Source organism: Pseudomonas sp. GW821-FHT09C08, assembly GCF_059418125.1.
Window position 1 is genome coordinate 1 of record NZ_JBWKPG010000014.1, and the last position, 14995, is coordinate 14995.

General features: G+C 62.2%; 8 protein-coding genes. 7 read left to right on the top strand and 1 reads right to left on the bottom strand.

Annotation, left to right across the window (positions count from 1 at the left end):
- The first annotated feature begins 272 nt into the window (after nt 1–272).
- The 6 genes from recC (at nt 273) to yfiB (ending at nt 11926) form a co-directional block, all read left to right on the top strand.
- Nucleotides 273–3725, top strand: coding sequence for an exodeoxyribonuclease V subunit gamma (gene recC / locus AC07OJ_RS28570; protein ID WP_495095674.1), 3453 nt, complete (start codon nt 273–275; stop codon nt 3723–3725).
- On the top strand, nt 3722–7396 hold the full coding sequence (recB, locus tag AC07OJ_RS28575; RefSeq protein ID WP_495095675.1) for an exodeoxyribonuclease V subunit beta: 3675 nt from the start codon (nt 3722–3724) through the stop codon (nt 7394–7396). The genes recC and recB overlap by 4 nt, the downstream gene beginning before the upstream one ends.
- Nucleotides 7393–9462, top strand: a complete 2070-nt coding sequence (recD, locus tag AC07OJ_RS28580) for an exodeoxyribonuclease V subunit alpha (protein ID WP_262132801.1) — start codon at nt 7393–7395, stop codon at nt 9460–9462. The genes recB and recD overlap by 4 nt, the downstream gene beginning before the upstream one ends.
- Before the next feature lie 142 nt (nt 9463–9604).
- A complete protein-coding gene (gene yfiR, locus AC07OJ_RS28585) occupies nt 9605–10171 on the top strand; it encodes a regulatory sequestration protein YfiR (RefSeq protein WP_065908401.1) in 567 nt (188 codons plus the stop codon).
- The gene (gene dgcN / locus AC07OJ_RS28590; RefSeq protein WP_065908403.1) at nt 10168–11430 is read left to right on the top strand and encodes a diguanylate cyclase DgcN/YfiN; all 1263 of its coding nucleotides are present in this window, start codon (nt 10168–10170) and stop codon (nt 11428–11430) included. The genes yfiR and dgcN overlap by 4 nt, the downstream gene beginning before the upstream one ends.
- A 4-nt stretch (nt 11431–11434) precedes the next feature.
- A complete protein-coding gene (gene yfiB, locus AC07OJ_RS28595) occupies nt 11435–11926 on the top strand; it encodes an outer membrane lipoprotein YfiB (protein WP_495095676.1) in 492 nt (163 codons plus the stop codon).
- 473 nt (nt 11927–12399) lie between these two features.
- Here the strand turns inward: yfiB and AC07OJ_RS28600 are convergent, their stop codons facing one another.
- Complete coding sequence (locus AC07OJ_RS28600) at nt 12400–13347, bottom strand: LysR family transcriptional regulator (RefSeq protein ID WP_065908407.1); 948 nt, start codon at nt 13345–13347, stop codon at nt 12400–12402.
- A 120-nt stretch (nt 13348–13467) separates the two neighbouring features.
- On the opposite strand from AC07OJ_RS28600, the gene AC07OJ_RS28605 reads away from it, so the two are divergent.
- A complete protein-coding gene (locus AC07OJ_RS28605) occupies nt 13468–14985 on the top strand; it encodes a CoA-acylating methylmalonate-semialdehyde dehydrogenase (protein WP_065908408.1) in 1518 nt (505 codons plus the stop codon).
- Nucleotides 14986–14995: the final 10 nt, after the last annotated feature.

A 14995-nucleotide genomic window follows, 5' to 3' on the forward strand; every position in this document is an offset into this window, starting at 1 on the left:
TAGGTCATCGTCAAGATTAAATTCCAGAACCCCTGTTTGCTAACGCAGACAGGGGTTTTGTTTTGGGCGGTCGAAAATGCGCAGATGCCGTCGCGTAGTGCTAATCCTCCGCTGTTCTATTTGATACACGCGATGCGCGTTAACCGTAGCGTCCCGAGCCTGATACTGTCGCGACAGCCAAAATCTCCCCATATCCTGCATCCCAAGACCGCCAATACCGCCTTCAATGCTAAAGTCGCTCCCTCGATTTTGCTTTTCCCAAGGAAGCCGTTATGCCGGATGCGACGTCCCTCAGCGCTGGATTCATGGTGGTTCACGGCAACCGCCTGGATGAACTGCGCAGCCTGGTTGTCAGCTGGATGCGTCGATATCCGCTTGCGCCCCTGGAAAACGAAATCGCCCTGGTCCAAAGCAACGGCATTGCCCAGTGGCTCAAATTGGCCCTGGCCGAAGACCCGGAAGAGGACGATATGGGCGGCTGTGGAATCGCGGCTGCCATTGATGTGCAACTCCCCGGCAGTTTCATGTGGCAGCTCTACCGCATGGTCCTGGGCCGTGACGAAATCCCGCCAAAATCCCTGCTCGATAAAGCCCCGCTGACATGGCGCCTGATGCGCCTGCTCCCGGAGTTGATCGATCAACCGTACTTCGAACCTCTGCAGCGTTTCCTCACTCACGACGCCGATCTGCGCAAACGCTACCAACTCGCTGAGCGCCTGGCCGATCTCTTCGACCAATACCAGGTCTATCGTGCCGACTGGCTGGAAGATTGGGCTGCCGGCCGCCATCAGTTGCGTAACGGCCGCGGTGAAACCAAGCCCCTGGACCCAGCCAACTGCTGGCAAGCTGAGTTATGGCGCGCGCTGTTGCTGGATGTAGGCGAGGAGGGCATGGCCCAAAGCCGTGCCGGTGTACACCAGCGCTTTATCGAACGCATCAATACCCTTGAGAAAGCCCCACCAGGCTTGCCCTCCCGAGTGATTGTCTTCGGTATTTCCTCGTTGCCCGCCCAGGCTCTTGAAGCCCTCGCCGGCCTAGCGCGGTTCAGCCAAGTGTTGTTGTGCGTGCACAATCCATGTCGCCACCATTGGTCCGACATCGTTGCCGACAAAGACCTGCTACGTAACGAATACAAGCGCCAGGCGCGTAAAGCCGGCATGCCCGTCACCATCGATCCGCAGACCCTTCACCAGCACGCCCATCCGCTGCTGGCAGCCTGGGGCAAACAAGGGCGTGACTACATCAGCCTGCTGGACAGTTACGACGACCCCAATAGCTACCGCGCGGCCTTCCGTGACGGCCGCATCGACCTGTTCAGCGAGAGCGAACCCAGTACCTTGCTCAACCAGCTCCAGGACGACATCCTCGAACTGCGCCCGCTCAACGAAACCCGTGAGCTATGGCCCGCTGTCGACCTGCAGCGTGATACTTCAATACGCTTTCATGTCGCCCACAGTGCCCAGCGTGAGGTCGAAATCCTCCACGACCAACTGCTCCAACGCTTCAGCGCGGACCCTGCGCTGCGCCCGCGTGACATCATCGTCATGGTTCCCGACGTCGACAGCTACGCGCCGCACATCCGTGCCGTATTCGGCCAGTTGGAGCGAACTGATCCACGCTTCATTCCCTTTACCCTCACTGACCAGGGCCAACGTGGCCGCGATCCGCTGCTGATCGCCGTCGAGCACCTGCTGAAGCTACCCGACAGCCGCTTTCCGGTCAGCGAAATCCTTGACCTGCTGGACGTTCCAGCGCTGCGCGAACGCTTCGCCATCAAGGAGCGCGACCTGCCCACATTGCATCGCTGGATCGAGGGTGCCGGGATCCGCTGGGGTCTCAATGCCGAGCAACGTGCTGGCCTCGGCCTGCCCAATGAGCTGGAGCAAAACAGTTGGCGATTCGGCCTGCGCCGCATGTTGCTGGGCTATGCCGTCGGCACGGGTCTCGCCTGCGACGGTATTGAGCCTTACGATGAGATTGGTGGCCTCGACGCCGCGCTGATCGGTCCCTTGGTCGCTCTGCTCGATGCGCTTAATGACGCGCATCAAGCACTGTCGCAACCGGCCGCCCCACACGAATGGGGCGAACGCCTGCAACGCTTGATGCAGTTGTTCTTCCTGCCCAGCAGCGAACACGATGACTTCCTGCTGGGCCAACTCGAACAACTGCGAGAAACCTGGCTGGAAACCTGCGAGTCGGTCGGCCTGTATGACGAGTTACCCCTGACCGTAGTGCGTGAGGCCTGGTTGGCCGGTCTGGATGAAGGCCGTTTGTCCCAACGCTTCCTCGCCGGAGCTGTCAATTTTTGCACCCTGATGCCCATGCGCGCGATCCCGTTCAAGTTGGTCTGCCTGCTTGGCATGAACGACGGCGATTACCCGCGTGCGCAACCGCCACTGGATTTCGACCTGATGGGCAGCGACTACCGCCCCGGCGACCGTTCACGCCGTGAAGATGACCGTTACCTGCTGCTGGAGGCGCTGCTGTCGGCCCGGGACCAGCTCTACATCAGTTGGGTCGGCCGCAGCATCCGCGACAACAGTGATCGCCCGGCGTCGGTGTTGATCGGCCAATTGCGCGATCATCTCGCCAGCGGCTGGCATAACGCACACACACAAGAGCCGTTGCTCGAAGCGATGACCCAGCAGCATCCGCTCCAACCTTTCAGCGCCCGCTACTTCCATGAAGGCGATGCATTGTTCAGCTATGCCCGTGAATGGCAGTTGCTGCACGCCGCAGTCGAGGCCATTGCCGTAGAGGACGAACTGGCGCCACACCAGCAAGAAGAACCCTTGAGTCTCGGCCAGTTGCAGGACTTCCTGCGCAACCCGGTCAAACATTTCTTCAGTCAACGTCTGAAGGTGTTCTTTGAAGCCGCTGAGGTGCCGTTGGCCGATGAAGAGCCCTTCGTCCTCGACGCATTACAACGCTACAGCCTGAGCGACAGTCTCTTGAGTGCGGCGCTGAGCCATCCCGATCACCTCGACCAGGCCCTGAATGCCCAAGCCCTGCGCTTGCAAGGCAGTGGCCTGCTGCCTATGGTCGGTTTCGGCGAGTGCCTGCGCAACGAGCTGATTGAGCCATTGCCCGACCTGCTGCAGCGCTATCAGCAGCTTCTGGCGCTCTGGCCGCAGCCCCACACTACCGCTGAACCGATCAGTTTTGAGCATCAAGGTATCCAGCTGGAAGGCTGGATCAGCGGCCTGCATCGACGCAGTGATGGCGGCCTGCTGAGCGTGACCACCATCCCCAACAGCATCGGCTCGATCAAGACGCGCAAATGGCACCGCCTGATTCGGCCCTGGGTCAATCACGTGGTTGCCTGCGCCTGCGGCCTGCCGTTGAGTACAGGGTTGGTGGCCAGCGACGACACCTTGTTGCTGGCCCCATTGGATCCGACCACTGCCCGGGAGATCCTCGCCAACCTGCTTTTGGCCTGGCACCACGGCATGAGCAAGCCTTTGCCCGTGGCGGTTAAAACCGCGTTCGCCTGGCTTGGCCAGACCGATCCGGCCAAGGCCCAGGCCGCTGCCAGCAAGGCCTATGAAGGTGATGGCATGACCACTGATGGCGAACGCCGTGAAACCCCGGCACTCACGCGACAATTCCCCGACTACGCCGCGTTGGTCGCCAGTGAAGAGTTTGAAGGTTGGTGCGAAACCTTGTACCGCCCACTGATCAACGCCGCATGGCGATCTCTCACCCGCGAGGAGGCCGGCGCATGAGCAGCAAACCCTTGGCCCTGGCCTTCCCGCTGCAAGGCAGCCAACTGATCGAAGCCAGCGCCGGTACCGGCAAGACGTTCACTATTTCCGCGCTGTACTTGCGCCTGGTCCTCGGCCACGGTGGTGATGAATCCGGTTTTGGCCGCGAACTGCTGCCCCCACAAATTCTGGTAGTGACCTTCACCGACGCTGCCACCAAGGAGTTGCGCGAACGCATTCGCATCCGCCTGGCAGAGGCGGCACGTTTCTTTCGCGATGAAATACCGCAACCCGATGCCCTGATTGCCGAGCTGCGAGATCAATACCCGCCTGAGCAATGGCCCGCCTGCGCCAATCGCCTGGACATCGCCGCCCAGTGGATGGACGAAGCTGCTGTTTCGACCATCCACAGTTGGTGCCAGCGCATGCTGCGCGAGCACGCGTTCGACAGCGGCAGCCTGTTCACTCAAACCCTGGAAACTGACCACAGTGATCTGCTCGGCGAAGTCTTGCGCGATTACTGGCGGTTGTTCTGTTACCCGATGCATGACGACGCGCTCAATTGGGTGCGCAACAACTGGGGCGGCCCTGCTGCCTTGATGCCACGGGTACGCGCCTTGTTCGGCAGTGAACGACCCACGGATGAAGCCCGTGAACCTGCCGAGCTGATCAACGCCTGCCTGCAAGAGCGTCGAGCAGCGCTGATACAGCTCAAGGCGCCCTGGCAGCAATGGGCCGCCGAGCTGCGTGACATCTGCCTGCAGGCCGTGGCCGCCAAAGCCGTCGACGGCCGCAAGATGCAGGCGCGTTACTTCGAACCCTGGTTCGAAAAGATCAGCGCCTGGGCCGCTGACGAAACCCTTGAGCAACTGGACATCGGCACTGGCTTCACCCGCCTGACGCCCGACGGTATGGCCGAAGCCTGGAAGGGCGACCCGCCGCAGCACCCCGGTATCGACGCCATGGCTGGCCTCAAAGCTGCGCTCGACGCACTGCCAACGCCTGACGCGGCGGTGTTGCAGCATGCTGCCGGTTGGGTGGGTAAACGCTTCGAAGAAGAAAAACGCCGTCGCGCCGAAATGGGCTTTGACGACATGTTGATCCGTCTCAACGCCGCCCTGCAGGCCGACGGTGGCGAGCGCCTGGCCAGCGTGATCCGCGAGCAGTTCCCGGTGGCGCTGATCGACGAATTCCAGGACACCGATCCGGTGCAATACAGCATCTTCGACAGCATCTACCGCATCGAAGAAAACCACCTCGACAGTGGCTTGTTCCTGATCGGCGACCCCAAGCAGGCGATCTATGCCTTTCGTGGTGCCGACATCTACACCTACCTGCGTGCGCGCCAATCCACCACCGGCCGCCATCACACCCTGGGCACCAACTTCCGCTCCAGCCACGCGATGGTCGAGGCGGTGAACCACGTGTTTCAGCGTGCGGAAACTGGCCGTGGCGCGTTCCTGTTCCGCGAGCCGGACGGCCAGAACCCGGTACCGTTCCACTCGGTGCTGTCCCAAGGCCGCAAGGAGCAATTGCAGGTCGACGGCCAAGCAGTGCCAGCGATGAACCTCTGGCACCTGCCCACCGATCAGCCGGTTTCCAACGCGGTGTACCGCCAGCAACTGGCCGCGGCCTGCGCCACGCAGATTGTTGAACTGCTCAATGGCGGTCAGCAAGGCACAGCCGGTTTCCTACATCCGGAGGCGGGTTTTAAAGGCGTGCTGCCGTCAGACATCGCCATCCTGGTGCGCGATGGCAAGGAAGCCCAAGCCGTGCGCGCCGAGCTGGCCGCCCGGGGCGTGCGCAGTGTGTACCTCTCGGACAAGGACTCAGTGTTCGCCGCCCAGGAAGCCCATGACCTGCTGGCCTGGCTCAAGGCCTGTGCCGAGCCGGACGTCGAGCGCCCGCTGCGAGCCGCCTTGGCATGTGTCACCTTGAACCTGTCGCTGCCGGAACTTGAGCGTCTGAATCAGGACGAGCTGGCGTGGGAATCCCGTGTCATGCAGTTCCGTGGCTACCGCGCCATCTGGCGCACCCAGGGTGTGCTGCCGATGCTGCGTCGCCTGCTGCACGATTTCAAACTGCCGCAAACCCTGATCGCCCGCAGCGACGGCGAGCGGGTGCTGACCAACCTGCTGCACCTCAGCGAATTGTTGCAACAAGCTGCTGCGGAACTGGATGGCGAACAGGCGCTGATTCGCCATCTGGCCGAACACCTCGCCTTGTCTGGACAGGCCGGCGAAGAACAGATCCTGCGCCTGGAAAGTGATGAACAACTGGTCAAGGTCGTGACCATCCACAAGTCCAAGGGGCTGGAGTACGACCTGGTTTTCCTGCCCTTCATCTGCTCGGCCAAGCCTGTGGACGGCAGCCGGTTGCCGCTTCACTACCACGACGAGCAGGGTAAATCCCACGTGAGCCTGCGGCCGACCGCCGAGTTGATTGCCCTGGCTGACGACGAGCGCCTGGCCGAAGACCTGCGTTTGTTCTACGTCGCCTTGACCCGCGCCAAACACGCCTGCTGGCTGGGTGTCGCCGACCTCAAGCGTGGCAACAGCAGCAGTTCGGTGTTGCACTTGTCGGCGCTGGGCTATTTGCTCGGTGCGGGTTCGTTGCTGGGCGAATCTGCCGGCCTGGCGCGCTGGTTGCTGGACCTGCAGGACGGCTGTCCCGCGATTCACTACGCCCACGTGCCCGAAGCTCAAGCCATCCTGTTCCACCCGCCGCGTAACGAAGCCACGCTGCTTGCGCCGTTGCTGCCCAAACGCAAGGCCGCGGAAAACTGGTGGATCGCTTCCTACAGCGCCTTGCGTATTGGCGACAGCATGAGCGCCGCCAGCCTCGAAGCGCCGGAAAGCCCACAAGCCCAGAAGCTGTTTGATGACGAGCGCCTCGACCCCGACGCACCGCGCGAAGTGGCGGCATCTGGCGGTGATATTCACCGTTTCCCACGTGGCCCGAACCCAGGCACCTTCCTCCATGGCCTGTTGGAGTGGGCCGGCGAAGATGGTTTCAACGTAACGCCCGAGGCGATCGAAAAAGCCGTGGGCGCGCGTTGCAATCGGCGCAACTGGGAGGGCTGGATCGTCACCCTCAGCGACTGGCTCGGTCACTTGCTGCAAACCCCGTTGCCCGTGGATAACGGCCAGGTCAGCCTCAGTGGCTTGCAGCACTACCAGATCGAAATGGAGTTCTGGTTCGCCAGCCACAAGGTCGATGTACTCGCCCTCGACAAGCTGGTGTGCCAGTACACCCACAACGGCGTGTCTCGCGTCGCCGCCGAACCGGTGTTGCTCAACGGTATGTTCAAGGGGTTTATCGACCTGACTTTCGAACACGATGGCCGCTATTACGTGGCTGACTACAAGTCCAACTGGCTCGGTCCTGACGATTCGGCCTACACCCAAGCCGCCATGGAACAGTCGATCCTCGAGCATCGGTACGACCTGCAATATGTCCTTTACCTGCTGGCCCTGCATCGCCAGCTCAAGGCGCGCCTGCCGGACTACGACTACGACCGCCATGTCGGCGGCGCCCTCTACCTGTTCCTGCGCGGTACGCAGGCCGCCAGCCAGGGCGCGTATTTCACTCGGCCACCGCGTGAATTGATCGAAGGCCTGGATCTGTTGTTCCAGGGCAAGCCCATCCCGCCCAAGGTTGAGCCCGCCTGGGAACAAGGAGTGTTGTTATGAGCCTGTCGCCATTGCCGTTGGAGGAACTGGCGCCCCTCAGCCGCGCCGCCGACCTGCTGCAACTCTTGGAACGTTGGGTGGCGCGTGGCTGGTTGCGCGCCCTCGACAAAGCCTTCGTCGGCTTCCTGCATGAACTCGACCCGCAGGCCGACCCCCTGGTGCTGCTGGCGGCCGCGCTGACTAGCCACCAATTGGGCCACGGCCATGTCTGCCTGGACCTGTTCGAGACCCTGAAAGCGCCGGACTTCGCCTTGTCCTTGCCGCCCGAAGGCGATCTGCAGACCACTGCCATGCTGCTGCCGTCGCAGTTGCTCGACGGTCTGGACGGCGCCCATTGGTGCCATGCCCTGGCTGCGAGCGGCCTGGTCGCGTTGGCCGTCGATGGCAGTGAATCAGCCCAAAGCCGTCCGTTAGTACTGTCCGGCAAACGCCTGTATTTGCGCCGCTACTGGACCTATGAACGACGTATCGACACGGCACTGCGCCAGCGCCTCGCCACCCAGGAAAGCGTCGCTGCCGATTTGCCCCAGCGTTTGAATGGCTTGTTCGACCAACCCGCACCCGAGGGTGTGATCGACTGGCAAAAACTCGCCTGCGCCCTGGCGACTCGCGGGGCATTCAGCATCGTCACCGGTGGCCCCGGTACCGGCAAGACCACCACCGTGGTGCGCCTGCTCGCGTTGTTGCAGGCGCCTGCGGTGGAAGTCGGCACACCGTTGCGCATCCGCCTGGCCGCACCCACCGGTAAAGCCGCCGCACGGCTTACCGAGTCCATCAGCCAGCAAGTACTGTCGCTGAAAGTGCCCGAAAGCGTGCGGGAAAAAATCCCGACCCAGGTGACCACGGTTCACCGCCTGCTGGGCAGCCGCCCGGGTACTCGGCATTTCCGTCATCACCTGGGCAACCCACTGCCGCTGGATGTGCTGGTGGTGGACGAGGCGTCGATGATCGACCTGGAGATGATGGCCAACCTGCTCGACGCCTTGCCGCCCCACGCGCGGCTGGTGCTGCTGGGGGACAAGGACCAGCTGGCGTCGGTGGAGGCGGGCGCCGTACTCGGCGATTTGTGCCGCGACGCCGAGGCCGGTTGGTACAGCCCCGAGACGCGTCAGTGGCTGCAGGCGGTCAGCGGCGAAGACCTTGACGCCAGCGGCCTGCAGGAAGACCTCGATGGCAGCCACCCGCTGGCCCAGCAAGTGGTGATGTTGCGTTACTCGCGGCGTTTCGGCGAGGGCAGTGGCATCGGCCAATTGGCGCGCTGGGTCAACCAGCAGAATGCTGAAGAAGCGCGCAAGTTGCTGGCCGCGCGCAGCCATCGCGACCTGTTCTGCGTCAGCCTCAAGGGCGAACACGACCACGCCCTGGAGCGGCTGGTACTGGACGGACAGGGCGATGGCGCCGAAGGTTATCGCTATTACCTCAACCTGCTGCACAGCGCGCGCCCGTCCCTGGAGACTCCACGCGAGGACGCCGCCTGGACCCACTGGGCGCAACAACTGTTGCAAGCCTTCGACGCCTTCCAGTTGCTTTGTGCCGTGCGCAAGGGACCGTGGGGGGTGGAAGGCCTCAACCTGCGCATCACCGCCGCCTTGCGCAAGGTGCGGCTGATCGAAGGTGACGAGCAATGGTACGAAGGCCGCCCGGTGCTGATGACTCGCAACGATTACGGCCTGGGCTTGATGAACGGCGATATCGGCATCGCCCTCAAACTGCCCGAAAGCGACGGGGGGCCGCAGGTATTGCGCGTGGCCTTCCCGCGTAATGATGGTCAAGGCGGTGTGCGTTTTGTACTGCCCAGCCGCCTGAATGATGTCGAAACCGTGTACGCCATGACCGTGCACAAGTCCCAAGGCTCGGAATTCACCCACACGGCGCTGATCCTGCCGGACGCATTGAACCCGGTGCTCACTAAAGAGCTGATCTATACCGGGATCACCCGCGCCAAGCGCTGGTTCAGCCTGATCGAACCCCGTGGCGGCGTGTTTGAAGAAGCGGTACGACGCAAGGTCAAGCGCTTGAGCGGGTTGATGCTGGAACTGGGTCAGGAGACGGAAAAAACTGACTGACAGGTCATGCGATATTTCTGATTCAGTCGCCTGATTTTTCTGAAAAAATAGCGGCCCCCGCGAAAGCCTCGCTTCGCGGGGTTTTCCGTTGCTGTGCTATCGTTGCGGCATCACTTTGTACGCACCTGAGAGAAATCGCTGCATGAACGTGGCTGTCTCGCCCACAGAGCGCCGTATGAGCTGGGGACGCCTGTTGCTGGTGGCGGTTCTGTGCCTGCTCGCGCCCGGCGCCTTTGCCCAGGCGTCCAGCCCCGCCGACTCCCGCGCCCAGGCGGTGACGCAAGTAGTGCTGGGTATCCTCAGTTACGCGCGTTGGCCGGTGGAGCCTGCCCAATTGCGCCTGTGCATTGTCGGGCCGACCCAATACACCGACGACCTGGTCAAGGGCACCACCCAAGCCACCGGCCGCCCGGTGGTGGTGCAGCGCCTGCTCGCCGACCACCCTGATATCGTCAATAGTTGTGACGCCGTTTACATCGGCAAGCTCAGCGGCGATGAGCGCAGCCGTCTGTTCGCTTCGTTGATCGGGCACCCGGTGCTGAGCATCAGCGAAGGCGGCGACCAGTGCACGGTCGGCAGCTTGTTCTGCCTGCGGGTCGGCGATGATCAGGTGTCGTTCGAGGTCAATCTCGACTCCGTGGCGCGCAGCGGCGTGCGCATTCACCCCAGCGTGCTGCAATTGTCCCGCCGTCGAGCGCTTGCGCCATGAAGGTCGATAAGGTGCGACCGACGCTGCGCTCGGTCATCGGCCGGGGGCACCTGATCCTCGCGCTGGTGGCGGTGAGCCTGGCCAGTGTGTCGCTGACCCTGCTCGGCGTGCTGGCGCTGCGCGTGTACGCCGAGCACAACCTGCATTTGATCGCACGCTCGATCAACTACACCGTAGAAGCGGCGGTGGTGTTCAACGACAGCGCGGCGGCCACCGAGGCCCTCAGCCTGATCGCCTCCACCGAAGAGGTGGCCCAGGCCGAAGTGCTTGATGTCAACGGCAAGCTGTTGGCGCAGTGGACACGTCCGGAAACCGGCATGCTCTCACGGCTTGAACTGGAGCTGGCGCACACCCTGCTCGAACAGCCCATCAGCCAGCCGATCCTGCACCAGGGGCGCACCATCGGCAGCATTCATGTCACTGGCCATGGCGGCAGCCTGTTGCGCTTCCTGCTGAGTGGGCTGGCGGGGATCCTGATCTGTACCGCCCTCAGTGCGTGGGTGGCCTTGCACCTGGCGCGGCGTCTGTTGCGCGGCATTACCGAGCCGCTGCAACGCCTCGCCGCCGTGGCCCATGCCGCCCGCAGCGAGCGCGACTTCGACCGCCGGGTGCCGCCCGCGCGGATCGCCGAACTCGACAGCCTGGGCAGCGACTTCAATGCGTTGCTCGGTGAAATGGAAGCCTGGCAAAGCCACCTGCAAAGCGAGAACGAAACCCTTGCCCACCAGGCCAACCACGACAGTCTCACTGGCTTGCCCAACCGGGCGTTTTTCGAAGGTCGGCTGATTCGTGCCTTGCGCAGCGCGGCGAAGGTCAAGGAGCAGGTGGCGGTGCTTTACCTCGACAGCGACCGCTTCAAGGAAATCAATGACAGCTTTGGCCATGCCGCAGGCGATGCCGTCCTCGTGGCCGTCGCTGAACGCGTGCGGGCACAACTGCGCGAAGATGACCTGGTCGCGCGCCTGGGCGGCGATGAGTTCGCCATCCTGCTGGCGCCGTTGCATAAAGTGGAAGACGCCCAGCGCATCGCCGACAAGATTATCGCCAGCATGGACGTGCCGATTGCCGTGCCCGGGAATACCCAGGTGTTGACCTCCCTCAGTATCGGCATCGCCATCTACCCCGATCATGGCGCCACGCCCGGCACCTTGCTCAATGCCGCCGACGCAGCGATGTACCAGGCCAAACGGCAGGCCCAGGGCGGCCAGCAAACGGCGGAGTCGGAGAGCCCTGCCGTCAATGTTCAACACAGGAGTTGATCCCTTGTTTTCGACCGCGCGTTTTATCTTCCTCACCGTGCTGGTGTCACTGCTGGCTCTCAGCGGTTGCCAGACCGCCCCACCCAAAGGCTTGACCCCGGCCCAGGTCGCCGTGCTCAAGCAACAAGGCTTTGAGCTGACCGACGAGGGTTGGGCGTTCGGCCTGTCCGGCAAAGTGTTGTTTGGCAGCGACGTCGAAACCCTCAACCAGCCCAGTACCGAGATCGTCCAGCGTATCGGCAAGGCCCTGCTCGGCGTGGGCATCGAGCGCGTGCGCGTCGACGGCCATACCGACGCTTCGGGCAAGGAAACCTACAACCAGCAACTGTCCTTGCGCCGCGCCAAGAGCGTGGTCACGGTGCTGATCGGTGTGGGCATGAAGGAGGAAAACATCCAGCTGCGCGGTTTGGGCAGCAGCGAACCGGTGGCGTCGAACGCGACGGCGGCGGGACGTACGGAGAATCGGCGGGTGTCGATTGTGGTGAGTGCGGACTAAGCGGGTTTTCCACCTGCACTGCATTCAAAATGTGGGAGCCGGGCTTGCCTGCGATGGCGGTGTATCAGTCAAGGTTAAGCTGGCTGACCCACCGCCTTCGCAGGCAAGCCAGCTCCCACACTTATTTGCGTCTGACCAAAATCTTGCACCCGCCGCAGCTCCCACACTTATTTGCGTCTGACCAAAATCTTGCACTCGCCGCAGCTCCCACACTATTTGTGTCTGACCAAAACCTTGCACCCGCCGCAGCTCCCACACTATTTGTGTCTAACCAAAACCTTGCACCCGCCGCAGCTCCCACACTATTTGTGTCTAACCAAAATCTTGCATCCGCCGCAGTTCAAATGTGGGAGCTGGCTTGCCTGCGAAGGCGGTGTATCAGTCAAGGCTAAGCTGGCTGATACACCGCTATCGCAGGCAATCCAGCCCCCTATTATTTTGCAGTGCGCTCGCTGCAACACCGCGCGCCCCCCTTAATCTGCAAACTTGATCTCCCGCGTCTCCCCCATCAATAAGCCCTGGTTCTGTTCCGTCACCTCGCGGATGTAATCCCACAGCAAGGTGATGCGTTTCAACTTGCGCAAGTCTTCCCGGCAGTACATCCAGAACTGCCGAGTCAGTGTGATCTGCTCCCCCAGCACCGGCAGCAACCGAGGGTCCTGCGCCGCCAGGAAGCACGGCAATATCGCCATCGACCGGCCTTGCTGCGCCGCCACGTACTGGGCAATCACGCTGGTGCTGCGCAGGCTGGCGCTGGCGCCGGGCACCACGTTCGCCAGGTAGAGCAACTCGGAGCTGAACGCCAGGTCATCCACATAGCTGATAAACGGGTGCTCGGCCAAATCCGTGGGTTTGCGGATCGGGGGGTGCTGGTCGAGGTATTCCTGGGTCGCATACAGCTGCAGTTTGTAGTCACACAGTTTGCAGCACACGTAGGGCCCGTGTTCCGGGCGTTCCAGGGCGATGACAATGTCGGCTTCGCGCTTGGACAGGCTGATGAAGTGGGGCAGGGGCAGGATGTCCACCGAGATCGCCGGGTAAGTGTCGACGAAATGGCTGAGCTGCGGGGTGACAAAAAAACTGCCGAAGCCTTCGGTACAGCCCATGCGCACATGCCCGGACAGTGCCACGCCGGAGCCGGACACCTGCTCGCAAGCCATGTGCAGGGTGCTCTCGATGGACTCGGCGTACCCCAGCAAACGTTGGCCCTCGGTGGTGAGGACGAAGCCGTTGGTCCGAGATTTCTCGAAGAGCAAAGTACCCAGCGACACTTCCAACGAGCTGATGCGCCGCGACACCGTGGTGTAGTCCACCGCCAGGCGCTTGGCCGCGACGCTGGCCTTGCGGGTGCGGGCCACTTCGAGGAAAAACTTCAGGTCGTCCCAGTTCAGGGAGCCCAATGATGTGATGTTTTTTTGCATATTGGACCGGCTTTTATGTGCGTTCTTATTAGAGATTTGCACATCTATACTCCAAAAACGCCTCATTCCCAAGGCGATTCACGCGCCTTGTCTCTGCATAACTACAAGATTGGAGACCACATGAACGCATCTGCCGATATTTCCGTGCAACAGGTCAAGCTGCTGATCAACGGTGAATGGGTCGAGTCCAAGACCACCGAGTGGCATGACATCGTCAACCCGGCCACCCAGCAAGTGCTGGCCAAAGTGCCGTTTGCCACTGCCGATGAAGTGAATGCCGCCATCGACGCTGCCCATCGCGCCTTCCAGACCTGGAAGTTGACCCCGATCGGCGCGCGCATGCGCATCATGCTCAAGCTGCAAGCCTTGATCCGCGAACATTCCAAACGCATCGCCGCAGTCCTCAGCGCCGAGCAGGGCAAGACCATTGCCGATGCCGAGGGTGATATTTTCCGTGGCCTGGAAGTGGTGGAGCACGCGTGCTCCATCGGCACCCTGCAAATGGGCGAATTCGCTGAAAACGTCGCCGGTGGCGTCGACACCTACACCCTGCGCCAACCCATCGGCGTGTGTGCCGGCATTACCCCATTCAACTTCCCGGCGATGATTCCACTGTGGATGTTCCCGATGGCGATCGCCTGCGGTAACACCTTCGTCCTCAAGCCGTCCGAGCAGGACCCGCTGTCGACCGTGCTGCTGGTGGAGCTGGCGCTGGAAGCCGGCGTACCGGCCGGCGTGCTCAACGTGGTGCACGGCGGCAAGGACGTGGTGGATGCGCTGTGCACCCATAAAGACATCAAGGCCGTGTCCTTCGTCGGTTCGACCGCCGTCGGCACCCATGTTTATGACCTGGCCGGCAAACACGGCAAGCGCGTGCAGTCGATGATGGGCGCCAAGAACCACGCCGTGGTGCTGCCCGATGCCAACCGCGAACACACCCTCAATGCGCTGGTCGGTGCCGGTTTCGGCGCAGCGGGCCAGCGTTGCATGGCCACCTCTGTGGTGGTGTTGGTCGGTGCCTCCAAACAATGGCTGCCGGACCTCAAGGCGTTGGCGCAAAAACTCAAGGTCAATGCCGGCAGCGAGGCCGGTACCGATGTCGGCCCGGTGATTTCCAAACGCGCCAAGGCGCGCATCCTCGAGCTGATCGAAAGCGGTGTGAAAGAAGGCGCCAAGCTCGAGCTGGACGGCCGCGACATCAAGGTGCCGGGCTTTGAGCAAGGCAACTTTGTCGGCCCGACCCTGTTCTCGGGCGTGACCACGGACATGCAGATCTACACCCAGGAAATCTTCGGCCCGGTGCTGGTGGTGCTCGAAGTCGCGACCCTCGACGAGGCCATCGCGCTCGTCAACGCCAACCCGTTCGGCAACGGCACCGGCCTGTTTACCCAGAGTGGTGCGGCGGCGCGTAAATTCCAGAGCGAAATCGACGTGGGCCAGGTCGGCATCAACATCCCGATCCCGGTGCCGGTGCCGTTTTTCAGCTTCACCGGTTCGCGTGGCTCCAAGCTCGGCGACCTCGGCCCGTACGGCAAGCAAGTGGTGCAGTTCTACACCCAGACCAAAACCGTCACCAGCCGCTGGTTTGACGACGACACGGTCAACGATGGCGTCAACACCACCATCAACCTGCGCTGATTCCGGGAGA

Coding starts and splice junctions, on each gene's coding strand:
- AC07OJ_RS28605 (WP_065908408.1), top strand. CDS start 13,468: ATGAACGCATCTGCCGATATTTCCGTGCAACAGGTCAAGCTGCTGATC.
- recB (WP_495095675.1), top strand. CDS start 3,722: ATGAGCAGCAAACCCTTGGCCCTGGCCTTCCCGCTGCAAGGCAGCCAA.
- yfiR (WP_065908401.1), top strand. CDS start 9,605: ATGAACGTGGCTGTCTCGCCCACAGAGCGCCGTATGAGCTGGGGACGC.
- AC07OJ_RS28600 (WP_065908407.1), bottom strand. CDS start 13,347: ATGCAAAAAAACATCACATCATTGGGCTCCCTGAACTGGGACGACCTG.
- recD (WP_262132801.1), top strand. CDS start 7,393: ATGAGCCTGTCGCCATTGCCGTTGGAGGAACTGGCGCCCCTCAGCCGC.
- recC (WP_495095674.1), top strand. CDS start 273: ATGCCGGATGCGACGTCCCTCAGCGCTGGATTCATGGTGGTTCACGGC.
- dgcN (WP_065908403.1), top strand. CDS start 10,168: ATGAAGGTCGATAAGGTGCGACCGACGCTGCGCTCGGTCATCGGCCGG.